General features: G+C 45.0%; 20 protein-coding genes, 1 riboswitch and 1 other annotated feature. Of the genes, 3 read left to right on the top strand and 17 right to left on the bottom strand.

What is annotated here, in order from left to right:
• Positions 1–160: 160 nt before the first annotated feature.
• Positions 161–1060, top strand: coding sequence for a LysR family transcriptional regulator (locus tag ABFV83_RS05905; RefSeq protein ID WP_349947996.1), 900 nt, complete (start codon positions 161–163; stop codon positions 1058–1060).
• A 168-nt stretch (positions 1061–1228) separates the two neighbouring features.
• On the opposite strand, the gene ilvC is transcribed toward ABFV83_RS05905, so the two are convergent.
• From ilvC to ABFV83_RS05835, 14 genes are all read right to left on the bottom strand, one after another.
• Positions 1229–2239 (bottom strand): ketol-acid reductoisomerase, encoded by a 1011-nt coding sequence (gene ilvC, locus ABFV83_RS05900; protein ID WP_349947995.1) that lies wholly within the window; start codon positions 2237–2239, stop codon positions 1229–1231.
• A 110-nt stretch (positions 2240–2349) separates the two neighbouring features.
• Complete coding sequence (ilvN, locus tag ABFV83_RS05895; RefSeq protein WP_349947994.1) at positions 2350–2850, bottom strand: acetolactate synthase small subunit; 501 nt, start codon at positions 2848–2850, stop codon at positions 2350–2352.
• A 239-nt stretch (positions 2851–3089) separates the two neighbouring features.
• Positions 3090–4043, bottom strand: a complete 954-nt coding sequence (locus tag ABFV83_RS05890) for a cation diffusion facilitator family transporter (RefSeq protein WP_349947993.1) — start codon at positions 4041–4043, stop codon at positions 3090–3092.
• Between the two features lie 100 nt (positions 4044–4143).
• Positions 4144–4238, bottom strand: a riboswitch (NiCo riboswitch).
• Between the two features lie 62 nt (positions 4239–4300).
• Positions 4301–4906 (bottom strand): metallophosphoesterase, encoded by a 606-nt coding sequence (locus ABFV83_RS05885; RefSeq protein WP_349947992.1) that lies wholly within the window; start codon positions 4904–4906, stop codon positions 4301–4303.
• Between the two features lies 1 nt (position 4907).
• The gene (locus ABFV83_RS05880; protein ID WP_349947991.1) at positions 4908–6863 is read right to left on the bottom strand and encodes a BMP family ABC transporter substrate-binding protein; all 1956 of its coding nucleotides are present in this window, start codon (positions 6861–6863) and stop codon (positions 4908–4910) included.
• Positions 6864–6955: 92 nt separating this feature from the next.
• On the bottom strand, positions 6956–7420 hold the full coding sequence (gene smpB, locus ABFV83_RS05875) for an SsrA-binding protein SmpB (protein WP_349947990.1): 465 nt from the start codon (positions 7418–7420) through the stop codon (positions 6956–6958).
• 14 nt (positions 7421–7434) lie between these two features.
• On the bottom strand, positions 7435–9543 hold the full coding sequence (gene rnr, locus ABFV83_RS05870; protein WP_349948871.1) for a ribonuclease R: 2109 nt from the start codon (positions 9541–9543) through the stop codon (positions 7435–7437).
• A gap of 178 nt (positions 9544–9721) precedes the next feature.
• Positions 9722–9955, bottom strand: a complete 234-nt coding sequence (secG, locus tag ABFV83_RS05865; RefSeq protein ID WP_038283119.1) for a preprotein translocase subunit SecG — start codon at positions 9953–9955, stop codon at positions 9722–9724.
• A gap of 216 nt (positions 9956–10171) precedes the next feature.
• On the bottom strand, positions 10172–11374 hold the full coding sequence (gene eno, locus ABFV83_RS05860) for a phosphopyruvate hydratase (RefSeq protein WP_349947989.1): 1203 nt from the start codon (positions 11372–11374) through the stop codon (positions 10172–10174).
• 148 nt (positions 11375–11522) lie between these two features.
• A complete protein-coding gene (gene pheT / locus ABFV83_RS05855; protein ID WP_349947988.1) occupies positions 11523–13943 on the bottom strand; it encodes a phenylalanine--tRNA ligase subunit beta in 2421 nt (806 codons plus the stop codon).
• A gap of 18 nt (positions 13944–13961) precedes the next feature.
• Positions 13962–14981, bottom strand: coding sequence for a phenylalanine--tRNA ligase subunit alpha (pheS, locus tag ABFV83_RS05850; protein ID WP_349947987.1), 1020 nt, complete (start codon positions 14979–14981; stop codon positions 13962–13964).
• 79 nt (positions 14982–15060) lie between these two features.
• Positions 15061–15307 (bottom strand) — a binding site (T-box leader).
• A gap of 118 nt (positions 15308–15425) precedes the next feature.
• Positions 15426–15665 (bottom strand): hypothetical protein, encoded by a 240-nt coding sequence (locus ABFV83_RS05845; RefSeq protein ID WP_349947986.1) that lies wholly within the window; start codon positions 15663–15665, stop codon positions 15426–15428.
• Between the two features lie 338 nt (positions 15666–16003).
• Complete coding sequence (locus ABFV83_RS05840; RefSeq protein ID WP_349947985.1) at positions 16004–17749, bottom strand: ABC transporter ATP-binding protein; 1746 nt, start codon at positions 17747–17749, stop codon at positions 16004–16006.
• A gap of 1 nt (position 17750) precedes the next feature.
• A complete protein-coding gene (locus ABFV83_RS05835; protein ID WP_349947984.1) occupies positions 17751–19481 on the bottom strand; it encodes an ABC transporter ATP-binding protein in 1731 nt (576 codons plus the stop codon).
• Between the two features lie 113 nt (positions 19482–19594).
• Between ABFV83_RS05835 and ABFV83_RS05830 the strand changes: the two genes are divergently transcribed.
• Positions 19595–20482: a LysR family transcriptional regulator gene (locus ABFV83_RS05830; RefSeq protein WP_349947983.1), complete on the top strand. Its 888-nt coding sequence runs from the start codon at positions 19595–19597 to the stop codon at positions 20480–20482.
• Here the strand turns inward: ABFV83_RS05830 and ABFV83_RS05825 are convergent.
• Entirely contained in the window at positions 20479–21369 is an 891-nt protein-coding gene (locus ABFV83_RS05825; RefSeq protein WP_349948870.1) for a radical SAM protein, read from the bottom strand. The genes ABFV83_RS05830 and ABFV83_RS05825 overlap by 4 nt on opposite strands.
• A gap of 175 nt (positions 21370–21544) precedes the next feature.
• Between ABFV83_RS05825 and ABFV83_RS05820 the strand changes: the two genes are divergently transcribed.
• Positions 21545–22381: a YihY/virulence factor BrkB family protein gene (locus ABFV83_RS05820; RefSeq protein ID WP_349947982.1), complete on the top strand. Its 837-nt coding sequence runs from the start codon at positions 21545–21547 to the stop codon at positions 22379–22381.
• A gap of 61 nt (positions 22382–22442) precedes the next feature.
• Here the strand turns inward: ABFV83_RS05820 and cysK are convergent, their stop codons facing one another.
• Together cysK and ABFV83_RS05810 are read right to left on the bottom strand one after the other, a co-directional pair.
• Positions 22443–23372, bottom strand: coding sequence for a cysteine synthase A (gene cysK, locus ABFV83_RS05815; RefSeq protein ID WP_349947981.1), 930 nt, complete (start codon positions 23370–23372; stop codon positions 22443–22445).
• Between the two features lie 103 nt (positions 23373–23475).
• Entirely contained in the window at positions 23476–24972 is a 1497-nt protein-coding gene (locus ABFV83_RS05810) for a carboxypeptidase M32 (protein WP_349947980.1), read from the bottom strand.
• Positions 24973–25095: the final 123 nt, after the last annotated feature.

Here is a 25095-nt window from a genome sequence, read left to right as displayed (position 1 = left end):
CACCATCTGGCGGAAAGAACACGTTTCCTGGCCAAACCGTAACATCTTTTTCTTGCTTTACATTCTAACATACTTATTGATATAATAGAAATACATAATATGAATATTTAATATAATAGCCAGTTATAAGATAGGAAGAAAAATGAGAGGAGACCTTAACATGGATCATAACCTTTCCCATTATAAGATATTTTATGAAGTTGCCAAAGCCGGTAATATCTCAAAGGCCGCCAAAGAGCTTTACATCAGCCAACCAGCCATCAGCAAATCCATCAGCAAGCTGGAAGACAGCCTGGAGGTGGCCTTATTTACGAGAAATTCCAGAGGCGTCCAGCTTACGGAAGAAGGAAAGCTTCTATATAATCATACAAAAACAGCCTTTGAAGAATTAAACCGCGGGGAACTGGAACTGAAGCGGGTGAAGGATTTTAATATCGGACACTTAAAAATCGGTGTCAGCAATACTCTTTGTAAGTATATACTTCTTCCTTATTTAAAGGGATTCATTGAGAAGTATCCTCATATTAAGATTTCTATTGAAAGCCAGTCCACTTCCCATACGATCACCATGCTGGAACAGCAGCGGATTGATTTAGGGCTGATTGCAGAACCTGCCAACCGGCGCCCCCTTTTGTTTCGGCCGGTTATGGACATCCATGATGTTTTTGTGGCTACGAAACCTTATCTGGATAACCTTTATCTGAGGGAAGGGCCGGATGCAGACCTTTTCCAGACAGGAAATATTCTTCTTTTGGACAAGAACAACATGACCAGAAAGTACATCGACGAATATCTGAACGAAAATCAGATTGTGCCAAATCAGCTTTTAGAGGTCACCACCATGGATCTGCTGATCGAATTTGCTAAAATCGGACTGGGGATCGGATGTGTGATCAAAGAATTTGTCCAGGAAGAAGTGGACCGGGGAGATTTGATCCAGATTCCATTGGAATCGGCAATCAGGAAGAGAACTGTTGGGTTCGCTTATAATCCCAGCGGCTTATCCACGGCTATGGAGAACTTTTTTGATGCTATGAGAGGGGCCGGGATTCATACTTGAACTAAGAAAAACGCGCTTTGCGGGTTTTTTAGCTGCTGCGGCATTTGCCGGTTGAATATACAGGCATGTTCGTTCGACTCATTGCCCGTGCAAATTTAAAAGCCTGGAAAAAGATTTGCTTTTTCCAGGCTTTTAAATTTGACAGGCCACTGCCTGCAGTTATAATTCTTAGTTATCAATCAGCTTTCCGCCGTCGTTCCAGCTGTAAAGCTTGCGAAGTTCGCTGCCTACCTTTTCTAACTGGTGAGAAGCTTCTTTTTTTCTAATGGCATTAAAGTGAGTGCCTCCAACCTGGTTTTCTAACAGCCAGTCTTTTGCAAAGGTTCCATCCTGAATATCTGTAAGAACCTGTTTCATTGCCTTCTTGGTCTCATCAGTAATGATCTTTGGTCCTGTGATATAATCACCGTATTCAGCAGTGTTGGAAACAGAATATCTCATGCCTGCAAAGCCGCTTTCAAAAATCAGGTCCACGATCAGCTTCATCTCATGGATACATTCAAAATAAGCATTCTCCGGAGCATAGCCTGCTTCTACCAGAGTTTCAAAGCCAGCCTTCATCAGCGCACACACACCACCGCACAATACGGCCTGCTCGCCAAAAAGATCTGTTTCTGTTTCAACCTTAAAGGTGGTCTCCAGTACGCCTGCTCTTGCGCCGCCCAGAGCCAATGCATAAGCCAGGGCCTTGTCCTTTGCCTTGCCTGTATAATCCTGATGAACAGCAACCAGACAGGGAGTTCCTCTGCCTACCAGATATTCATTTCTTACGGTATGGCCGGGAGCCTTTGGTGCGATCATGGTAACATCAACATTCTTCGGAGGAACGATCTGTCCAAAATGAATGGCAAAGCCATGGGCAAACATCAGCATGTCCCCATCCTTTAAATTAGGCTCTACAGATTCCTTGTACATTGCAGCCTGCTTCTCATCGTTGATTAAGATCATAATGATGTCAGCCTTTTTTGCAGCTTCTGATGCTGTATAAACGGTTAATCCCTGTGCTTCTGCCTTTGCCCAGGAACTGCTTCCCTCATAAAGTCCTACAATGACATCACATCCAGACTCCTTTAAATTAAGCGCATGGGCATGGCCCTGGCTGCCGTATCCAATCACTGCAATGGTCTTACCCTCCAATAAGGATAAATTGCAATCTTCCTGATAGTAAATCTTTGCCATCTTTTATTTCCTCCTCATATACTGACTCTTGATATATTTTGTTAAAGGAACCATGCTGACGGCTCACTGTCCGCCTCCCACAATACCTCTAGCTTACAATTCCAGACTGCCTAAGGCAGATAGCGAATGTCATCGGAGCCTCTGGAAAGTCCTGTGAGGCCGGTTCTGGCAAGCTCTAAAATCTCGTAATCTTCAAGCAGGTTAAGAACTGCATCCAGCTTTGACTGATCTCCTGTCAGCATGACGGTTACGGAATCCCTTCCAACATCCACAATGGTGGCTCTGAAAATATCGGCAATAGCACAGATTGCCTGACGCTGGCTGGCATTGGCATGTACCTTGACCAGAATAAGTTCCCTGTAAACAGAATTGCCTGGCTTTAATTCCTTGATATCCCTTACGTCTTCCAGCTTTCTAAGCTGTTTTTCAATCTGGTCTAATATCTCCTGATCACCTGTGGATACCACTGTCATTCTGGAATATCTCTCATCCGCAGTCACACCCACCGTAAGGCTTTCAATATTATAGCCACGGCGGCTGAACAGTCCGGCCACACGGCTTAATACACCGGAGGTGTTATCAACCAACAACGATAATACGATTCTTTCCATCCATATCCCCGCCTTTTTGTATAGTAACTTAAATGATAGCAATCCAGCATCTTTTTGTCAACTAAATAATAGGAATGTGTACTATAATGTGAAGTTATACCTAAAATACAGATTAAACAAAGAGCTGCGTCATTCCATACGCAGCCCTCTTTTTTCCGTTACTATTATTCTATATATCATTGCATTTTCTTTCCCCGGCCCGGCCTGAGGTTATTCCATATGATCACAAGCTGGAAAACCTACGGGCATTCCTGGTCAGCTCTTTGGTTTTCAGGTTCAGGCAATGGATTTACATGTACCATGCAGTGCTTTACATCCGGGAAGTTCTTCTCAATGGATAAATGTACTTTCTCCGCGATTTCATGGGATTCCACAAGAACCAGATTTCCTTTAGCCGCGATTTCAATGTCCACATACACCTTGGCTCCAAACATCCTGGTTCTGATATCATCAATCTGCTTCACTCCTATTACCGCCATGGCGGCTTCTTTCATTTTCTGAACTGTTTCATCATCGCAGGCTTTATCTACCATCTTATCCATTGCATCCCGAAATACGTCAACTGCCGCCTTACCGATAAAAATACAGATTACCACACTGGCTACCGAATCCAGAACCGGACAGCCAAGCCTTGCTCCGGCAATGCCGATCATAGCTCCTACAGAAGACAGTGCATCAGAACGGTGATGCCAGGCATCTGCCATGACTGCTCCTGAATGTATCTTTTTTGCTGCCGCCCTTGTATACCAGTACATCCACTCCTTTGCGGCAATGGACAAAACCGCAGCAACCAATGCAAACAACCCGGGAACCACCGCTCCTTCCACGTTTCCTGCCATGATTTTTTTGGCTCCGCTTACGCCAATTACAATTCCCGTAGCCATAAGCATGGCTGACAGGATGATGGCAGCCACACATTCCATGCGGTCATGGCCGTAAGGATGTTCCTTATCTGACTTTTTACCGGCTATGTTCACTCCTATCATGACGGCAACCGTACTTAACACATCGGATGCCGAATGTACCGCGTCGGAAATCATGGCTCCTGAATGTGCCAGAATACCCGCAGCCATCTTAAATATTGAAAGGAGCAGATTGATCACAATAGTGACCATTGATACGTGCATGGCAATGCCTATGGAATCCCTTTCTTTTTTCCTTTTTTTAATCCGTTCCATATCAGTACCTCCCATTGAATAAGATAGCCCTACGGCACCTGCGGCAAGCTCTCAATCCATATATTTGCATATTTTGTGATACAAAAAATGCACCTATGGAACAATTTGAGCAAACTACTGTCCCACAGATGCAATGAAATCATCCATTGTCGCACTTGGCAACCCGGCCCTATAGCTTAAGATAGCTATCGCCTGTTCAGATTGTCAATATTCTTTTTTAGGTTTCATCTATCAGGCCTCTCTTATATTATATGTAACTCATACCCAGGTTGTTACGGCTTTTCCGGATAATCAATAATATAATATTCATAGGCGTTTACGACCCTTGTGCCGCCATACTGGTCTTCCCTCTTAAAGCTCTTCCCATAATTGGCATGGACATGTCCGTGAAGAAAATACTTGGGAGAATACTTGTCCATCAGTTCCTTAAAACAGGAAAAACCCTGATGAGGCAGGTCCGGCAGGTCATTGAGCTGAAATGCCGGAGCATGAGTGACAAGAATATCAAAGCCTTTGTTCTTCTTAAGCTTCCACCACATTCTTTTGATTCTCCGCTCCATCCCCCGTTCCGTGTACTGGTTCGGCGAACCCGGAATGTACTCCATGGAACCGCCCAGCCCCATAATCCGGATTCCCTGGTAGGTTATAATATCATCTTCAATGCAGGTGCAGCCCTCTGGTGGACAGTCCTCATACCTGCCATCGTGATTTCCCCGGACATAAAAGACCGGGGCATGGGAAAATGTTGCAAAAAACGTAAGATAATTCGCTCTTAAATCTCCGCAGGAAATAATTAAATCAATGTCCTTTAATTTTTCCGGTGAATAATATTCATACAGTGATTTTGACTCATGGTCAGACAGTACCAGGATCTTCACACTATTCCTCCATATCCGTGTTCTCGTATATTGTCTGTCCCTGGAGACGTACCAGAGACCGAGCCTCTTGTGTAAGCTCATCAAATGCCGGAATCTGTCCCACCACATTTTCTGTCAGCCAGTTCATGGTGGTTATTTCCTCCGGAGTAAGACTTTCGTTTTCCCCACACTGGATTTGTCCGTCCTGAGAATAAATAGTTCCTTCAAAAGGCTGAAAGCTTCCAGCCCGTATGGAATTCCTCAAAAATGTAATCAACCGGCTTGTTCCGTGAGGCAGATTGTGAGAGCAGATGACATCAATCACATCTGCCGACATCCCCCACCAGTAATTGATGGCCTGTTTCCCCTTCATTTCTTTCCTGTCGGAATCTCCATGGCATATAATATTGACAATTTTTTCGTAAAATTTCCCCCAGTGCCAGATCGGGCTCGCCAGATTTTTAAGGCTTCCATCGGGATTCTTCTGGTAAAGTCCGTATTCCCTGGTGGGCGTCTGAGGAGTTATCATATCATCCCCTGAGATAAAGGTAACTTTCTCTTTTTCCAGCTCTGCATGAGCATCCCGGTCCTTTACCTTTGACCATTCTAAGTACACCTTGGCATATGGATTGATCATCCTGGCTCCCAGAGCAAATGCATTGATGTTGGCAATGGTGCCGTAGATCGGATAATCGGCAATATATCCGATCTTCTCATTCCGGGACATGGACGCTGCCAAAGCTCCCATAAGGAATTTCGATTCATACATTCTTCCATAATAGGTACAGATAGAAGAATAAGACATATTAACGGAACAGTTGAAAACCTTTATCTCCGGATGATCGATTGCAGTTTTCACACTTAGACTTATCATCTGGGAGTTCGTAGTAAATATTACGTTGCACCTGGCCGCAATTGCCAGTTCAATGGCACTGGCAATCTCCTGCTCCGTATCTGCGTTAAAAAATGCAACCGTTTGAATGGCACCGTTAAACGCCTGCTCCAGATACATCCTTCCCAGCTCATGCCCGTAAGCCCAGCTTGAATTTTCCGCTGTCTTCGCATGGATAAATGCAATTTTTAACATCTGCGGTTCAATGGCCTGGAACGGGCGCAGCCAGTTGATGAGCTTAAGTGGACTATCCGATGCTTCTGCTATCTCTTCCGGCTGTTCAACCAAAGCAATCTTATTGCCTCTGGAAGCCAGAAGGATTTCATCCTTTATCCTCACAAGATCTTTTTTTATCTGCCCCTCGATCCGGTCCTTCACCGTCCGGTATCCGAACAGCTCCACATAAACCAGAAACGCGTCCGAACAGGTCATATCATAATCATCACCGCCAAAGGCATGAAATGCTTTGGAAAAGCGGTCATAGGCGGACTTAAAGATAATCCTGTCATCCTCGCTCCAGGGCTCTCCCGGATTTTTATTCATGGCCTTTATCAGCTTGTCATAGCTTCCCTCTTTGCTGAACCAGATGTCGCAGTTAAAGGAGACCTGGTAAAAATCCAGAAACTCATAATAAAGCTTGTTATCTAAGTCATCGGTCCTCTTTGGAATCAGGCGGGTGACGGAGGCCGAGATGCTGAAAGCACCTACATATTTTAAAACGCTGACCCTCTTGTTGCCCTCCTGAACGTAATACTGGTTCATAAATTCATAAGCTTCAATAGGATCATGGATTCCTTCTTCAATCTGGTGGTCATATAAATACGCCCATTTCGCTCCAAATTCCGATCTTTCCGACAAAAGGGGCATAAAATTACTGGCAAAGGCGCTGGTTCGCCCCTCCGTTTTCGTTCCTACCACTTTTTCCAGAGGAATATCCATAATCCCCAAGTTCACTTCCGAAACAATATCCGTAAAAGACAGTATCTCATCCAGGACCGGCAGATAGGGATATTCTCCCTTTGATACGGAAGCCTGATATTGCCTACGGCCCCGCCTTAATGCCCCTACGTAATCGTATAATGCCATCCGTTTTCCCTCCAACATTTTCTAAGGTTATTTTAGCATTAAAACAGCTTTCTGTACAGATTATTCAGGAGGCCTGATAAAGTGTTAGTCAGTTAAAGATTTCTCACCTTAAAGTCTCTTTCCAGTTCTCTTTTCTGATCCTTTTTAGCAATGTCATCTCTTTTATCGTATAGCTTTTTACCTCTGGCAAGGCCGATCTCCACCTTCACAAGGCTGCCTTTAAAATATACCTGCAGAGGAACCAGGGTATATCCCTTCTGGGCGATCTTTGCATCCAGCTTTCCGATCTCAGCCTTGTGAAGCAGCAGCTTTCTGACTCTCAGCGGATCCTTGTTAAAGATATTCCCTTTTTCATAAGGGCTGATGTTCATGCCACAAACATAAACCTCTCCTTTATCAATTTTGACAAAGGATTCCTTTACGCTGCATTTGCCCATGCGGATGGATTTTACTTCTGTTCCGGCCAGTTCGATGCCGGCTTCGTATTTTTCATCAATAAAATAATCGTGATATGCCTTCTTGTTATTGGCAATCAATTTGAAACTCTCTTTCCCCATTTTCGTTCCTCCTGTTATTCCTCTTCAAAACTCTTCGCCGGAATAAAGTCGATGGTACGCAAAAGTTTATCCGTACCCAGCACCATGACCCTGATAGGCTGACCAAGTTTATAGGTCTTTTTTGTCATTTCTCCTACCAGCTCATAATGCTCTTCATCAAAATGATAATAATCATCCTGGAGCTGATTCACATGAATCAAGCCCTCCACGGTATTAGGAAGCTCCACATAAAGCCCCCAGTTGGTCACACCGGAAATCACTCCGTCAAACTCTTCCCCAATGTGTCTGGACATGTATTCGCACTTTTTAAGCTTAATGGTCTCCCGCTCGGCTTCATCGGCCCTCCGCTCCATGGCAGAAGACTGGACTGACACCTGCTGAAGGATCTTATCGTAATGGCTGATCCTCTTCTCAGCTAAGCCTGATCTTAAGTTCTCCTTAATGATACGGTGGATCTGTAAGTCCGGATATCTTCTGATTGGAGAGGTAAAGTGGGTGTAATATTTAGCAGCCAGACCAAAGTGCCCGGTATTGGAAACCGTATACTTGGCCTGCTTCATGGAACGCAGGGCCAGACGGCTGATCAGAGCCTCCTCCGGCGTATCTTCTGCATTGGCAAGCAGCTTCTGGACTTCCTTCGGGTAAACTTCACCGTTGTGGAAACGGATGGAATATCCAAAATTATTAATCAAAGTTGCAAGGCTCTTCATCTTTTCCGGATCCGGATTGTCATGAGTACGGTATAAGAAGGGGATTTCCTGCCAGAAATAATCCTCCGCAACCGTCTCATTTGCCATCAGCATAAAATCCTCGATGATTTTTGTTGCCGCATTTCTCTCATAGGGCTTGATTTCCAGAGGCTTTCCACGTTCATCAAGAATCACCTTTGTTTCCGGGAAATCAAAATCAATGGAGCCCCTCTTCTTTCTCTTTTCCCGTAGAATATCAGCCAGTTCCTTCATTTGCTCAAACATGGGAACAAACGCTTCGTATTCCTTCATAACCGCCTCATCCCGGTCGGTTATAATGGCATTGACTGCCGTATAGGTCATTCTCCGGTCCACGTTTATGATGGTTTCCGCTATCCGGTGTCCCATTACATTGCCGTTTTCATCAATGTCCATGATGCAGCTTAAAGCCAGCCGGTCTTCTCCCTGGTTTAAGGAGCAGATTCCATTTGACAGCTTATGGGGCAGCATGGGGATTACCCGGTCCACAAGATAAACACTGGTGCCCCGCCTTAAAGCTTCCTCATCCAATGGACTGTTTTCTGTTACGTAATTTGTAACATCAGCGATGTGAACACCTAAGGTATAGACTCCGCCCTTTTTTGATATGGTAATGGCATCGTCAAGGTCCTTTGCATCTTCTCCGTCAATGGTAACTGTCTGTAAATTTCTTAAATCCAGGCGTCCCTGCATGTCTTTGCCGGTAACCGCATCCGGCACTGCTCCTACCTGTTTCATCACACTGTCCGGAAATTCCTCAGGAAGTCCGTAAGCTCTTACAATAGAAAGAATATCCGTGCCAGGGTCATTGACATGGCCAATGATTTCCGTTATGATCCCTTCCGGTTTCCGTTCCGGCCCGCCAAAATCCGTAACCTTAACCACCACCTTGTGACCGGTCACAGCTCCCATGTCCTTGCCCTGGGGAATGAACATATCCTTTGAAACCTTCTGGTTGTCCGGAATGACGAAACCAAAACTCTTATTTTTCTGGTAATAACCTATGATCTCCTCATTTGCATGGACCAGTACCTTAATCACATGGCCCTCAGCCCTTTTTCCGTTACCGGGCTTTGATTCGGCAGATATCAGCACAGTATCACCGTGAAGTGCGCCGCCTGTCTTATCTTCCGGAATAAAAATATCCTGATCAAGCCCTTCTACCGATACAAAACCAAAGCCTTTGGAGTGTCCGGAAAACACTCCGGCAATGGAGCCGACATCCGGCTTTCCGTATTTTCCTTTTTGTGATACGCCAATCTTTCCTTCTGCTAAAAGTGTATCAAGTACCTTTTTTAAATCTTCCCTCTGCTCCTTTGGAATGTCAAAAAGAATGGCTAATTCCTTTAATTTCATAGGCACATAGGCAGGATCATGAATCAGCTGGAGAAGCATGGCTTTCCTTTGCGTTAACTGTTCTTCTGTCATTGTCTTCCTCTCTTAACTATCATTTTTATCTATCTTTCTTTTCATTCTTTCCTAGTATTATCTGCACTTTACCAGCAGGTATTACAAAACTTCCCTATAATGCGAAAAAACACCCTTGTTGCCATATCACAAGAGTGTTTAATCTTTACAGTATATTCAGATTCAGTACCAGTGCCAGAATGAAAAACAGGACTGCTCCGTATTTTGTGAATTTTTCCAGTTTTCCTTCCATGGAACGGCCTTTATTTCTGCCCCAGTAGGTATCTGCCATACCGCCGATAGAACCCAGGCCCTGACTCTTTCCTTCCTGTAAAAGGACTATTGCTGATAAAGCAACACATATGATAACAAATATGATTGATAAAATAATCCTGATCACGTTTCCCACCTCCTATAGTCAAACATAGGATATCATACCATAATTTTTCTGAAAATACAATATATTTTTATATTTTTATGTTCGTCCTTTGATGTGCCCCGGCATCAGGTCCTGCCCATGGCATATATCCATAAGAATCCAACTTATTCCTAAGTCATGGAAATAATCATTCTTCACCGGTAAATGGGGGGATTTCGGTTCTTTTTCTTTGACCGGTCAGCCGGAACATTCCATGACTGCCCGCCAGGTTTTCCTGTAAAATTCTTCAATGCGCAGAAGTTCATTGTATTTTGCTGTGCATTCCCCTCTGCACGGTGCGCCGCTCTTTACATAATCGGCATGTACAGCCGCCGCCATGTCTGCAAGGAAAGACTCTTCCGTATCCTGCACATCGCTGGCAATAATCACCTTATGTCCGGCTTTTCTTGCCTTTTCCACCATTTCAAGTGCCCCGGTAACGGTCCCCGCCTGTTCCATCCGAATGACCGTGGCGTTGGACGCAGCAAAATCATCGGAAACCAGAAGGGTGCGGTGCTCCAGGAGCTTCATCATTTGCTCCCTTCCCTCCAGATCTCCTTTCCAAAGACCGTTCATGACCGCACAGATGGGAAATCCGTCCGCCAGCCTCAGATAATAGGCGAGCATATCCTTTTGTGACCTGTTTATGGTGATTCCGCCCTTCCTGCTTTCCTTTGAAAAACAGTAGGTACCGTCCTCCTTTACGTACAACCGGTCTGCTTCTGCATTGATGGCCACCAGCACATCTTCTCCCGGCTTATATCCGGTAAGCATAAAGGCATCCATTAAATAATGCAGTGCTTCCTCTGAATTTTTCATATTCGGTTCAAAGCCGCCCCCATCTCCTGTGGAGGTGCTAAAGCCGCTCATGGATAAAAGCCTTTTTAATGTCTGATAAATCTCCACTCCCATGCGCAGTCCTTCCGAATAGGAATTTGCTCCCTGAGGCACGATCATGATCTCATGAAAATCCAGACCCTTATCCCCGTCTCCTCCGCTTATCATGCTCATCATGGGAACCGGCATCACAGGAGCCGAGGTTCCGCCCAGATAACGGTAAAGGGGAAGACAAAGTCCTGCACCGGCTGCCCTTGCAACTGCCATGGATAAAGCCAGAACTCCCTGATTTCCGTCTTCTTCTGCTCTTGTTTCCTCTGCCGCCTGGGAAAGCATCCGGTCTATTTTTCCCTGGTCTGATGCATCCTCAAACAATATGATCTCCGAAAGCCAGTCATTGACCAGCCTCGCCTGCTCCTCTGCCCTTCCGGTGTTTCCCAGGGAAACCGCCGCCCTTCCATGGGCACCGTTTTCCAGGATCACCTCAGCTTCTACTCCCGGGTATCCCCAGGAATCCCGAACATTTCTTCCAGTTATTTCTATAATATCAAGGCCGTTTAACATCTTTTTGCCTCCTGTCCTTTCTTACATTCTTACCGTAAGGATTGACGGAATTTACCAGTTCCATGCAGGTACGAAAGAAAAAAGATGCCAGGATGATTTTCCTTTCATCCCGACATCTTTCCTAATTAATTTACACGTTAAACGGCTTTTATGCCCGAAGTTCAATTCCCAGTCCCTGTAATCCGTTAAGGATTTTTTTCATAACAGCAAGAACCTCCTGCTCCTCCAGGGTATGATCACCTGCGCGGAAGGTGATGGAATAGGCAACAGACTTATATCCAGATAAAATCTGGGTTCCTTCATAAATATCGAAAAGCTCATAGCTTTCCAATATCTTTCCGCCACGCTGATCGATGATCTCTTCGATCTGTCCAACCAGAATTTCCTTTGGAACCACCATGCTGATATCCCTGGTAACAGCCGGATATTTTGCAATTCCGGTGTATTTCCGGTCAAAACTTGTAAACGGGATCATGGATGGCATATCGATCACAGCCACATAGGCCCGTTCCCCGATCTTATAGTTGTCAGCCACCTCCGGATGAACCTCTCCCAGATATCCGATGGTCACTCCATCATAAATAATATCTGCCTGTCTCCCTGGATGAAGGAATGTTTTTCCGCCCTTTGGATCATAATGAGGCTTTTTGTGCATTCCCGTCTTATCGAAGAATTCTTCAACAACGCCCTTCATATCAAAGAAATCCCCATCCCCATAAAAGCCCAGGGTAAACTGCATTCTTTCATCAGGAAGCTCTGTTAATGGAAGCGCCTTTGGAAGATAAATATTGGCCAGCTCATAAAGGCGGACATTCTTATTCCGGCGGTTGTAGTTAGTGGATAAAGAGTTTAACATTCCATGAAGAGGGGAGGTCCTCATAACGCTGAAATCCTCTCCCAAAGGATTTAATATATTCACCGTCACACGAAGAGGACTGTCATCCGGAATCAGCAGCCGGTCAAATACCTTGGGGCTTTCAAAGGAATAGGTCATTCCCTGGGAAAATCCACAGAACTCCGCCACTTCTCTGGCTGCCTCTTCTATTCTTAATTTATAGGACAGTTTGCCGGTGGTCGCCTCACCTGTGGGCAGGGATACGGGGATCTTGTCATATCCAAAGAATCTGGCAACTTCCTCAGCCAGATCTGCCATACAGCCTAAATCCTGGCGGAAGGTAGGAATGAGGATTTCACCTGCCCCTTCATCATATCCCAAATCCAGCTTTTTAAAGTATCCAAGCATTGTTTCCGGTTCGATCTCAGTTCCCAGAAGTCTGTTCATCTTTTCCGGCTCAAAGGGAAGTCTTTTTCCTTCCCGCCTGGACGGATAGATGTCGATCATGCCGCCTACGACTTCTCCTGCTCCCAGCTCTTCAATCAGCTGACAGGCGCGGTTAATCGCTTCTTCGGCGTTGTTTGGGTCAAGCCCTTTTTCAAACTTGCCGGAAGCATCGGTCCTTAATCCAACTTTTTTGGAAGAAAGCCGGATATTGGTTCCATCAAAGCAGGCACTTTCAAACACCATGGTATTCACCTCATCGGTGATCTTGGAGTTCTCTCCTCCCATGATACCGGCGATTCCTACCGCCTTTTCCCCATCGTTGATCATGAGAATGGTGCTGTCCAGCTTTCTTTCCTGTCCGTCAAGGGTCTGGAAGGTGTCGCCTTCTTTCGCGCGTTTTACAATGATCTCATAATTTGCAAGCAGGTCATAATCAAAGGCATGCATTGGCTGTCCGTACTCTTCCATCACATAATTTGTAATGTCCACGATATTATTAATGGGGCGGACTCCGCATGCGGCAAGGCGTCTCTGCATCCAGACCGGGGAAGGAGCGAGCTTGATATTTTTTACCATTCTTGCGCAGTAGCGGGGACAAAGGCTGCTGTCCTCTACGGATACCTTCAGATAGTTATGGATATCCTCGCTGTTGCCTGTAGCCGTTACCACCGGAGGTACAAAGGTCTTATGAAAGGTTGCAGCCGCTTCTCTTGCAATTCCTATTACACTGTAGCAGTCCACACGGTTTGAGGTGATTTCGTATTCAAATACGGAATCACGGAGGCCCAGCACCTCAATGGCATCAGCACCTGTTTCCGTATCCTCAGGCAAAATGTAAATTCCGCTTTCCGGAGCATCCGGATACATTTCACTGGAAAATCCCAGTTCTTCAATGGAACACATCATTCCGCAGGATTCGATCCCTCTAAGCTTCCCCTTTTTGATCTTAATTCCTTCTTCCGGAAGAGGACCGCCGTCATGGCCTCCTGCCACCTTTCCCCCATCTAATACCACAGGAATCTTATCTCCGGTCTTTACATTGGATGCGCCAGTGACGATCTGTACGGTTTCCGCTCCAACATTGACCTGACAGATGATTAACTTATCCGCATCCGGATGACGCTCTATGGATAATATCTGTCCAACTACAATTTTCTCTAAGTTTTTATCCAGGTCTACATAGCCCTCAACCTTTGTTCCGGTAAGCGTCATTGCATCTGTATATTCCTGGGCCATTACGTCTAAATCCGGAACGTATGCTTTAATCCATGATAATGGTGTATTCATTGATCTATCTCCCTTTCCTTAAAACTGCTTTAAGAATCTGATGTCGTTTTCATATAATAATCTCATGTCATCAATTTCATATTTTAACAGGGCAATCCGCTCCAACCCAACGCCAAAAGCAAAGCCGGTATATTCATTTGGATCAATACCGCTCATTGTAAGCACATTCGGATGGACCATGCCGCAGCCAAGAATCTCAATCCAGCCAGAACCTTTGCAGAAACGGCAGCCTTTTCCTCCGCATTTAAAGCAGGTAACATCCATCTCCGCACTTGGTTCTGTAAATGGAAAATGGTGTGGACGGAATTTCACCTTTGTATCCAGGCCAAAAAGCTCTCTTGCAAACTCTGCAAGGGTTCCCTTTAAATCTGCAAATGTGATATTTTTATCAATCACAAGTCCTTCAATCTGGTGGAAGGAGGGAGAATGGGTTGCATCCACCTCATCTGACCGGAATACACGGCCGGGAGCCAGCATGCGGATCGGCAGCTTGCCCTTTTCCATGGTCCTTACCTGAACCGGTGAGGTCTGGCTTCTTAATACGATGTTGTCGCTGATATAAAAGGTATCCTGTTCATCTCTTGCCGGATGATTCTTGGGTATATTTAATTTTTCAAAGTTATAGGAGTCGTATTCCACCTCCGGTCCTTCAATGACCTCATATCCCATGCCAATGAAAATTCTTTCAACCTCTTCCAGTGCAATGGTATTGGGATGGGTGTGGCCTACTTTATTTCGTCTGCCGGGAAGGGTCACATCAATCACTTCTTTTTTCAGCTGTTCTTCTCTGGCTTTTTTTTGCAGGGCGGACATGGCCTCCTCTAATTTTCCCTCGATCAGGGTCCGGGCATCATTTACCATCTGCCCCACCTTTGGTCTGTCTTCCGGAGCAACATCCTTCATACTCTTTAATACACTGGTCAGCTCACCCTTTTTTCCAAGATAGGCGACCTTAATGTCGTTCAGTTTTTCCAGCGCATCGGAAGCTTCAATCTGCCTTAATGCTTCCTGTTTGATTTTCTCCAATTGGTCCTTCATCGTGCTCTCCTTCTTTCCATAATCAAATTTTATATTTACTGCTTTAACAGTAAAATGAACTAAAAAAAGCTCCGCCCCAAAAAGGGACGAAGCTATATTCGCGGTACCACCCTGATTCCTGTGCATCACACAGGCACTCGGTATACGTAACGTGTATTAACGTCATGACTTACCCGCCAGACCGGCCGCCTAAACTGCCGCTGGTTTCAATCATGCTGCTTCGGTGGGAAATTCAATCTCTTAGCTGAACTTAAAAGGGCTTACAGCCGATGGCCCCTTCTCTCTGGAAGAAAATAAGGATTTACTTACACCTTCATTGCATTTGATATTTTAAATTGTAACGTTACGTACCATTGTAATAACGGATGTTCAAAATGTCAAGGATTATTTTTGTATGGATCCTACCTGAATGAAATAAGGCGGGTATCTGCCCTTTTTCCTTTTTTAAATAGCATCCTTATAAGCTTCTTCTAAAATTCTTTTAAATTCCAGGAGTATTTCATAAGTTTCAGCCCGTTTTTCCAGGTGCTCTATGAAAATATCAATATACTCCTTATCTTCGGCTCTTTTTGTTTTCTCAATCTGAACTTTTTCTTTTTCAGTTTTATAAAAATGGACTAACAAAATTAAAAGTACACTCTCAGCTATCAGTGCACCCGTCAATATAATATCTAAAAAACTCATCTTTTCCCCCTGTTCTTTTAAACCATAAAATACGGCCAAGATTTTTACAATATCTTTTACAGAATCAATAACTTAATCCATTCCTGTAATACGACCGTAAAAATCATCCATACCCCCTTCCTTTATCCGTGTACTGCAAAGGAATTCTTACGGGCCTGAAAGAGGCCGCCCTTCCAGCTTCCATAATAATCTCTGACATATTCATACCGCCTTTATAATGCTATTTTATATTGAATATCGAAATTTATAAAGTGTTTCATAACAAAAAAATAATAATAGCGCCAGAAAAGCATGATTTGAATCGCTTTCTGGCGCTATTTTTTACATTTTCATGGGAATTACACAGCAAATTGGCTGTTATATAGCTGGGCATAAAATCCATTTTGGGAAATGAGACTGTCATGAGTTCCCTGCTCAATGATGTGGCCATCCCGCATGACCAGTATCACATCCGCTTCTTTTATGGTTGAAAGCCGGTGGGCGACAATAAAGCTGGTACGCCCCTCCATCATTTTTCCAAAAGCCTTCTGTATTTTTATCTCGGTTCTGGTATCAATGGAAGAAGTGGCTTCATCAAGGATCAGCATGGGCGGAAGACACAGCATGACTCTTGCAATGCATAAAAGCTGCTTCTGGCCCTGGGATAAGTTTCCTCCGTCTTCCGTTATGACAGTATCATATCCTTCCGGCATGCGCCTGATAAAGCCATGGGCATGAGCCTCCTTTGCTGCAAGAATGATCTCCTCCTCAGCCGCATCCGGCCTTCCGTATGCGATATTTTCACGAATTGTCCCTGACTTTAACCAGGTTTCCTGGAGCACCATGCCGTAACTGGTTCTTAAGCTTTGTCTGGTCATATGACGCACATCTGTCCCATCCACCCGGATAGAACCGGAATCCACATCATAAAAGCGCATGAGGAGATTGATCACCGTACTTTTTCCGCAGCCGGTGGGGCCTACAATGGCAACTCTCTGTCCCGGCCGCACCTTTAGATTCATATTCTCAATTAATTGGATATCCGGATTATAGGAAAAGTACACATGCTCCAGGGATACCTCTCCCTTTGCATTGCAGAGCACTGCTGCGTCAGGCTCCTCCGGGATTTGAGGCTCTTCGTCGATCAGATCAAATACACGAGTTGCAGAAGCAAGGGCGTTTTGAAGCTCTGTAATCACTCCTGATATTTCATTAAACGGCTTTGTATATTGATTGGCATAGCTTAAAAAGCAGGAAAGCTGTCCTATGGATAAAAGCCCCTTTACAGCCGCAAAGGCACCGGCAATTCCAACGCTGGCATAAACAAGGCTGTTCACAAAGCGGGTCGCCGGATTGGTAATGGATGAAAAGAAAGTGGCTTTCAGGCTCCAGACACGCAAATCCTCATTGATATCTTCAAATTTCTCCTGTGCATCGGCTTCATGGGCAAAAGCCTGCACCACCTTCTGATTTCCCAGCATCTCTTCCACAAGAGAAGTCAGCTCTCCTCTGGTCTGTGACTGCATCTTGAACATGCGGAAGGTCTTTCTTGCAATAAAACTGGCTGCAAATAGGGAAACCGGCGTTACCAGCACTACCACAACCGTTATGGCAGAATTCATGGAAAACATGAAAAACAATGTTCCCAAAATAGTGAGGACTCCGGTGAAGAGCTGGGTAAAGCCCATTAACAACCCGTCGGAGAACTGATCGATATCCGCAATGATCCTGTTTATAATATCTCCGTGAGAATGGGAGTCAATATATTTTAAAGGAAGGATCTCCAGCTTATTAAATGCCTGGGTCCTGATATCCTTTACCACCCGGTAGGTAATCAGATTGTTGATATGGCTCATAAGCCACTGGGCTGCCGCTGTTATTGCTATGATGACTCCGATTTGCTTTAAAATCAACCACATACCGGCAAAATCAACTGCTCCTGCTCCCACAATACAGTCAATGGCCCTGCCTGTGAGGATGGGAACGTACAAGGTCAGCAGGACCGTGACAAAAGCACAGGCCAGGGAGGCAGCAACTCCCCATTTATAACGGCCAATGGAGCCAAGGATCCGTTTGACAGTGAATTTGTATCTATTTATGTCCATGCTATTGCACCTCCTCTTTCGACAGCTGAGATAAGCAGATTTCCCGGTAAACCTGGCAGGAAGTTAACAGCTCCTCATGGGTTCCCCAGCCTGCCATTTGTCCGTCATCAAGGACCAGGATCCTGTCTGCATTTTTAATGGTGGAAGCTCTCTGGGACACCAGGAATACGGTCATATTCCCGGTACTTTCCTTAATTGCCTTTCTAAGCCTTGCATCGGTAGCAAAATCCAGGGCGGAAGCACTGTCATCCATAATGAGGATCCGGGGATCTTTTACCAAAGCCCTTGCAATGGCAAGCCTCTGCCGCTGTCCGCCGGAAAGATTCTTTCCTCCCGCCTGGATCATGAGTTCCAGCCCTTGCCCTTTTTCCTCTACAAAATCCTTTGCCTGGGCAATGGAAAGAGCCTGATAAATCTCCCTGTCCGTTGCCTCCTTTTTCCCCCACTTCATGTTTTCCCTAAGGCTTCCTTTAAAAAGCACTGCCTTTTGAGGGACAATCCCAACCAGCTCCCGAAGCTGGCCCAAAGGATATTGTCTCACATCAACTCCCCCTACCTTTACGTAACCTTCTGTAACCTCATAAAACCGGGGAATCAGATTTACCAGAGTGGTCTTGCCGGAGCCTGTTCCACCGATGATTCCGATGGTCTCCCCTTCCATGACCCGAAAGGACAAGCCGCTTAATGCCGCATCCTTGGCCCCTGCATAGGCAAAGGTCATACGGTCAAATTCCACTTTAGGCGCGCCCTGCTTCTCTTCCACAGCCTCATGAGAGATTTCTGTAATGGCAGGCTCCTGTTCAAATACAGCACTTATCCGGCCGGCGCAGGCCAGGGACTTTGAAATCGTAATGATCAGATTTGCCAGTTTTACAAGTTCCACCAGAATCTGGGACATGTAATTTACCAGCGCGATCACTTCACCCTGGGTGATGATGCCCCTCTGGACCTGTCCGGCACCGGCATTGATAAGAACAATGATCCCTAGGTTGATCATCACATAGGTAAGAGGGTTCATTAAAGCTGCAATTTTACCTACAAAAACCTGGAAACGTACCAAAAGGCCATTTCCCTCATCAAACCGGCGCATTTCATCATTCTGACGGTCAAAGGCACGGATAACTCGGACTCCTTCAAGATTCTCTCTGACAGCCAAAAGCACCTGGTCCAATTGCTTCTGCACCTTTTTATACAGTGGGATGCTGATCAGCATAATGCCGAATACCACAAAGGAAAGAATGGGGATAAGCACCGCAAAAATAACAGCTGTCCTGACATTAATGGTAAATGCCATGATCATGGCGCCGCATACCACAAACGGAGAGCGAAGGAACAGACGGAGGAATAAATTCACTCCCGACTGAACCTGATTGGCATCGCTGGTTATACGGGTAATCAGGGTAGCGGTCCCAATGGAGTCTATTTCCTGGTACGAGAGCCTGCCTATATGGGCAAACAAATCATTTCGCAGAGAAGTTCCAAAGCCTGCCGCTGCTTTTGCCGCAAAATACTGGGCCGTAATAGAGCAGGCAAGGCCTATAATGCCAAGCACCACCAATAATCCGCCCATCTTAAGGATATAAGGCATGTTCTGGGACTTGATCCCCACGTCGATCACCTTTGCCATTACAAGAGGCACCAATAATTCAAAGCAGGCTTCCAGAAGCTTAAATAACGGCCCCATAACGCTTTCCAGCTTATAGTCCTTTAAATATTTCAGGAGCTTTTTCATCCTAATATTCCTCCGCTTTTGAAATTTTAATATATTTTAGGAATAATACCTTGTAACATTATACCAGTTTGGTATAATAATACAATACTAAATATGAAATAGAGGATATCCCAATGAATCCAATTAATTCAAAGCAGCTTTACTATTTTACTACAATTGCAGAAACCGGAGGCTTTACAGCCGCAGCCAAAAAGCTGGGATTATCCCAGCCGCCTTTAAGCAAGCAGATTTTTCTGCTGGAAGAGGAGCTTGGGGTAAAGCTTTTTGAACGCGGTTCCAGAAAAACGGAACTGACGGAAGCAGGAACTTTTTTATATTCCAGAGCCAAAGACATTCTGTCCATGATGGATTCCATTGCGGAAGAACTCCATCATTTCCAGGCTGCTTCCAATGGAGTTTTAAAACTGGGAACCATCTCTTCTTCCGGTAATATGCTCCACGACTTTTTAAAGGCATACTGCTGTACCCATCCAAAGGTACGGTTTGAGGTCACAGAAGGAAATACTTACGAGCTTCTAGAAAAGATGAAAAACGGGATTGTAGAATGCTCCATTATCCGTACTCCATTTAATGCAGAGGGTTTTGAATGCGAATACGGAAAAGAAGAACCTTTAATGGCGGTTGGAAACCCTTCCTTTTTTTCAGGCGTTCCCATGAATAAAATCAGGCTGACAGACCTTTCAGGCAAGCCTTTGATCTATTACCGCCGGTTTGATTCCATCATCTCTCTTGCCTTCCAAAACAACGGCATAGTTCCCAATGTTTTTTGCCGCAATGATGATGCCAGGACCTGTCTTCAATGGGCGGCCATCGGCCTTGGGATCGCCCTGGTGCCTGAATCCATCAGCAAAACAGGGGAACATACCAGTCTTGTTTTCAGGGAGATCGACTCTAAAGATACTGTTACCAGGATGGCAGCCGTATATAAAAAAAATGGCTATGTTTCAAACATAGCCAAAGAATTTGTTTCCTATTTTGGTGAACTGATGTCCCTTTCCTAATCAAAAAGGCTTAACTGGGTTACCACGTAATTCTTTTTATACCCATGAATGATATCTTTCATCCGGTATAATATCCCATACCGCTCACACTCTCTGGAAAATATCTGCCACAGCTTTTTTGCACCCGGGCTTGTACATTCATAACTGTTTCCATAACGCCTGATATATTCGGAAACCAGATCCTGCTGGGGAAACTGTTCCCGGAGGCGGTCAAAATACCATTCTCTCTGATTATTCCTCAAGGTCACCCCAAAAGCTGGATAAATAAAGCTGGCTCCGGTATCATGGGCAGCTTTTACGATTGAAAGGATATTTTCCTCGCTATCCTCCAGAAACGGAAGAACCGGCATCAATAATATCCCCGCAAATATCCCGTTCTTCCTTAATGCCTCAATCAAAGCCAGCCGCTCGGAAGGGCGGGATACATTAGGTTCGATTTTTTTCGCCAGATCATCGTCTGTCGTGGTAACCGTCACTTTGCACAGGACAGGGGAATGCTCCATGATTCCTTTAAGAACATCCATGTCCCGTTTAAGAAGGGCGCTTTTCGTAGCCACTGCCGCTCCAAAGCCATATGCGTCAATAAGCTCAAGGGCATGTCTTGTTAATTCAAGTTCTTTTTCAAAAGGATTGTAGGGATCGCTCATGGCTCCTGTCCCTACAATACCGGTTCTCACCTTGCGCCTTAAATCGTCCCGGATGATGCGCAGGGCATCCTCCTTGACCCGCACCGAATCAAAATCCGCAATCCGGTAACAGTCTGAGCGGCTGTCACAATAAATACAGCCATGGCAGCACCCTTTATAGATATTCATATTATAGTCAATACCAAACCACTGGGAGCCTTTTGTTCTGGTCACTATGGTCTTTGCAGAAATATTTTCCATCTGTTTTTCGTTCCTTTCCTCACTGCCCATTTTCATACTCACTGGCTTCATTCTATGATTTATGAACCGATCTGTCAATCCTGTGGGTGTTTTTACCTATCCCTTGATATTTTTTTTGTTCCATGATAATATTCTAATATTAGCGGGGAAAATTATGACAGGAAAAGGAGAGATTATGATTCGATTCTTATTGCGCTGCAAGCAAATCTATGACAAATACAGCAGGGATGAGATGACCGTATATGCAGCCCAGGCCTCCTTTTTCTCCATCATTGCAGCATTTCCCTTTATGATGCTTTTACTGGCATTGATACAGCTCATCCCATCCATTACGAAAGCCAATCTGCTCCAGCTTATGGTCACAATTATCCCAAGCACACTGGAAATAAACAGCTTAATCGTATCTGTTATCGATGACCTTTATACTAATTCTCCGGTAGCTGTCCTTTCCGTGACCGCAGTGGCTGCCATATGGTCTGCTTCCAAGGGGATGCTCAGTATTGAGCGGGGCTTGAACCGGGTATTTGGCCAGGAGAAAAAGCGAAACTATATTGTGACCCGGATCATCTGTGCCGGCTATACCATCATCTTTATGGCCATCTGTCTCCTGACCCTTGTTCTGCTGGTCCTTGGAGGCTCCATCCAGAGCTTTATGAACCGCCACTTTCCGCTGCTGGCCGAGATCACCCAGCATGTTCTTACGTTTCGTACCATGCTCGTTTTCATTCTGACGATCTGCTTTGCTGTCCTTTATACCTATGTACCGGAAAAAAAGCAGCACTTTATTAGTCAGCTTCCCGGAGCCGCCTTTTGTACATTGGGCTGGATCGGTTCTTCCTTTGCGTTTTCTATTTATTTTAATAACTTCGGAAATTACTCTGTCATGTACGGAAGCCTTACCGCCATTGTGCTGTTAATGCTATGGATTTATGCCTGTATCTGCATTCTGTTTTTCGGAGCGGAAATTAATTATTATTATTCCATAAACTGGAAAGAGCATACGCGCTATTAATCAAAAACCAGGGCTTGCATAATCGCAGCTGCCCTGGTTTTAATATTTGCATTTTTATAATTTAGGTAAACAAAGGAGTGGATAAGTATCTGTCACCGGTATCAGGAAGGACTACAACGATCCTTTTCCCGGCATATTCCGGACGCTTTGCCACTTCCCTGGCCGCCCATACGGCTGCGGAGGAGGAAATCCCCACTAAAATCCCCTCTGTTTGTGCCAGTTCTTTTCCTGTCTCGTAAGCATCTCCATTTTCCACTGTTATAATTTCATCGTAAACATCGGTTTTAAGAATCGACGGGACAAATCCCGCTCCGATTCCCTGAATTCCATGTGGCCCCGGCTTTCCTCCGGAAAGAACCGGTGAAGCGGCAGGTTCCACTGCTATCACCTTTATGTCAGGTTTTTTACTTTTTAAGTATTCTCCTGCTCCGGTAATGGTGCCTCCGGTTCCCACGCCGGCTATAAAAACATCGATCTTTCCATCGGTATCCTCCCATATCTCAGGGCCGGTGGTTTCATAGTGGGCTTTGGAATTGGACGGATTGTCAAACTGCCCCAGAATGACGGAACCGGCTATTTCATCTTGCAGCTCTTTCGCCTTTGCAATGGCGCCTGACATCCCTTTTGCTCCTTCTGTTAATACAATTTCCGCTCCATAGGCCTTTAAAAGATTGCGCCGTTCCACGCTCATGGTCTCAGGCATGGTAAGAATGGCCTTATATCCCCTCATGGCAGCTATGCTTGCGATGCCGATTCCAGTGTTGCCGGAAGTCGGTTCTATGATCGTGGCGCCTGGCTTTAAGACGCCGGACTTTTCTCCATCCTGAATCATATAGAGGGCCGCCCGGTCCTTTACGCTTCCTGCAGGATTAAAATATTCCAGCTTCCCTATAATGACAGCTGCCGCATGGTGCCGTTTCCCATAATTAGACAATTCCACAAGGGGGGTATGGCCGATCAGTTCCGATGCGCTTTTTTTGATATTTTCCATATTCATCCTCTTTTCAACCGAAAAATATTCTTAAACAGGTTCCCTTTTTATTCAAACCTCACCAGAATTAAGCGGATATTCGTAAACTGTTCCGGCTGAGGCATTATGACAACTCATAAAGGCTGCGATACTTTTCCTTTAAGTACTGAATGAAATAATCCGGAGTAAAATCCTCACCCGTAACATCCTTTAAGATTTCACGGCTGGTTTTCAGCTTTCCAAACTTGTGGACATGTTCCCTTAAATACTCTCTTATAACGTCAAGCTTTCCATCTTTAAGAAGTTCGTCAAAATCCATCTCTTTTCTCATATGGTAATAAAGCTGAGCCCCAAAAGCATTTCCCAGTGCATAAGACGGAAAATAGCCGATCAGTCCCTGGGACCAGTGAATATCCTGAAGGATTCCCTCTGATGGATTTTCCGGGCGCACCCCAAGATATTCCTCATATTTATCCGCCCAGATTTCCGGAAGCTTCTTTAAGTCCACGTCTTCTTCTATAATCATTTTCTCTAATTCATAGCGGATCATAATATGAAGATTGTAGGTGAGTTCGTCTGCCTCTGTCCGGATAAAGCTTGGCTCCACCTTATTAATTGCATCCATATACTGTTCAATGGAAATTTCCTTTAATTGTTCAGGATATAGTTCCTGAAGCTTTTTATAAATAGGAACCCAGAAGGCCTGGCTGCGGCCGATGATGTTCTCAAAAAAGCGGGACTGGGATTCGTGCATTCCCATGGATGTCCCCTGACCAACCGGAGTCTGGGTGATCTCATCACTGATTCCCAGCTCATAAAGTCCATGACCGGCTTCATGAATCACGGAGAACATGGAGTTATCCACCTTCTCCCGATAACTGGTGGTGATCCTGACATCGTGGTTATGGAGATTTGTGGTAAATGGATGAGCGCTTTCTGAAAGAACACCCTTTGTAAAGTCAAAGCCAACATATTCGGCAAGATAATGTGCCATCTCCCTTTGTTTTTCCTCAGAATAACCGCCTGATAAAAAGGAATCATCAATGGTCTTGCCATTTTCCTTAATCTCTTTTAAAAGAGGTACGATCTCTTCTTTAAGCCGGCTAAAGAATTCATCCAGGAGCTCCATATTGAACCCTTTTTCAAACTCATCTAATATGATATCATAAAGCTTCTGGCCTTCCTTCTTCCGGTAAGAAGCAAACTTCTTTTTAAAACCGATTACTTTTTCAAGAGTCGGCGCAAAGGAATCAAAATCTTCCTCTTTTTTTGCCTTTGACCAGATTCTGGCTGCCTCCGCTATGAGCTGGGCATTCTCCCTGTACTCCTTTGATGGAATGCACACCAGTTCTTCCCTGGCTTCCTTCGCTCCCTTGACAATGGCCCGCTCCACATCGGACAGACTATTATCTTCCTCGCAGCCGGCAATGGCTTTCCCCATCTCTTCCCCTGTCATAACCTTGTAATATTCCTCTGAGAGCACACCGATCACCCGTGAAGTATAGGAACCGGCACCTTCCGGAGCGAGAGTTTCATTATCCCATTCAAAAAGGACAAGAGAGGTTTGAAGTGCCATGGTCTTTTCCAGTAAAGAGGACAAAATTTCATAAAATTTGCTCATAATCTGTTTCTCCTTTATTTCTGCAAATAATAATCCAGACTTGGGAATTCATGCATTCTTCCATCTGGCAAATGCTTCAAGCTTCAAACACGGCCTGGCATTTATGCTGGTATTTCGCTTAAA

It is taken from the genome of Lacrimispora sp. BS-2 (assembly GCF_040207125.1).
Taxonomy (GTDB): Bacteria; Bacillota; Clostridia; order Lachnospirales; family Lachnospiraceae; genus Lacrimispora.
The sequence above is the reverse complement of the archived record's forward strand: the minus strand, read 5'-3'. Positions and strand labels throughout refer to the sequence as shown.

What these genes read in the sequence shown, in the direction of transcription:
- ABFV83_RS05905 (WP_349947996.1), top strand. Translation starts at nt 161, where the DNA reads ATGGATCATAACCTTTCCCATTATAAGATATTTTATGAAGTTGCCAAA.
- ilvC (WP_349947995.1), bottom strand. Translation starts at nt 2,239, where the DNA reads ATGGCAAAGATTTACTATCAGGAAGATTGCAATTTATCCTTATTGGAG.
- ilvN (WP_349947994.1), bottom strand. Translation starts at nt 2,850, where the DNA reads ATGGAAAGAATCGTATTATCGTTGTTGGTTGATAACACCTCCGGTGTA.
- ABFV83_RS05890 (WP_349947993.1), bottom strand. Translation starts at nt 4,043, where the DNA reads ATGGGAGGTACTGATATGGAACGGATTAAAAAAAGGAAAAAAGAAAGG.
- ABFV83_RS05880 (WP_349947991.1), bottom strand. Translation starts at nt 6,863, where the DNA reads ATGGCATTATACGATTACGTAGGGGCATTAAGGCGGGGCCGTAGGCAA.
- smpB (WP_349947990.1), bottom strand. Translation starts at nt 7,420, where the DNA reads ATGGGGAAAGAGAGTTTCAAATTGATTGCCAATAACAAGAAGGCATAT.
- rnr (WP_349948871.1), bottom strand. Translation starts at nt 9,543, where the DNA reads ATGCTTCTCCAGCTGATTCATGATCCTGCCTATGTGCCTATGAAATTA.
- eno (WP_349947989.1), bottom strand. Translation starts at nt 11,374, where the DNA reads ATGTTAAACGGCCTTGATATTATAGAAATAACTGGAAGAAATGTTCGG.
- pheT (WP_349947988.1), bottom strand. Translation starts at nt 13,943, where the DNA reads ATGAATACACCATTATCATGGATTAAAGCATACGTTCCGGATTTAGAC.
- pheS (WP_349947987.1), bottom strand. Translation starts at nt 14,981, where the DNA reads ATGAAGGACCAATTGGAGAAAATCAAACAGGAAGCATTAAGGCAGATT.
- ABFV83_RS05845 (WP_349947986.1), bottom strand. Translation starts at nt 15,665, where the DNA reads ATGAGTTTTTTAGATATTATATTGACGGGTGCACTGATAGCTGAGAGT.
- ABFV83_RS05840 (WP_349947985.1), bottom strand. Translation starts at nt 17,749, where the DNA reads ATGGACATAAATAGATACAAATTCACTGTCAAACGGATCCTTGGCTCC.
- ABFV83_RS05835 (WP_349947984.1), bottom strand. Translation starts at nt 19,481, where the DNA reads ATGAAAAAGCTCCTGAAATATTTAAAGGACTATAAGCTGGAAAGCGTT.
- ABFV83_RS05830 (WP_349947983.1), top strand. Translation starts at nt 19,595, where the DNA reads ATGAATCCAATTAATTCAAAGCAGCTTTACTATTTTACTACAATTGCA.
- ABFV83_RS05825 (WP_349948870.1), bottom strand. Translation starts at nt 21,369, where the DNA reads ATGGAAAATATTTCTGCAAAGACCATAGTGACCAGAACAAAAGGCTCC.
- ABFV83_RS05820 (WP_349947982.1), top strand. Translation starts at nt 21,545, where the DNA reads ATGATTCGATTCTTATTGCGCTGCAAGCAAATCTATGACAAATACAGC.
- cysK (WP_349947981.1), bottom strand. Translation starts at nt 23,372, where the DNA reads ATGGAAAATATCAAAAAAAGCGCATCGGAACTGATCGGCCATACCCCC.
- ABFV83_RS05810 (WP_349947980.1), bottom strand. Translation starts at nt 24,972, where the DNA reads ATGAGCAAATTTTATGAAATTTTGTCCTCTTTACTGGAAAAGACCATG.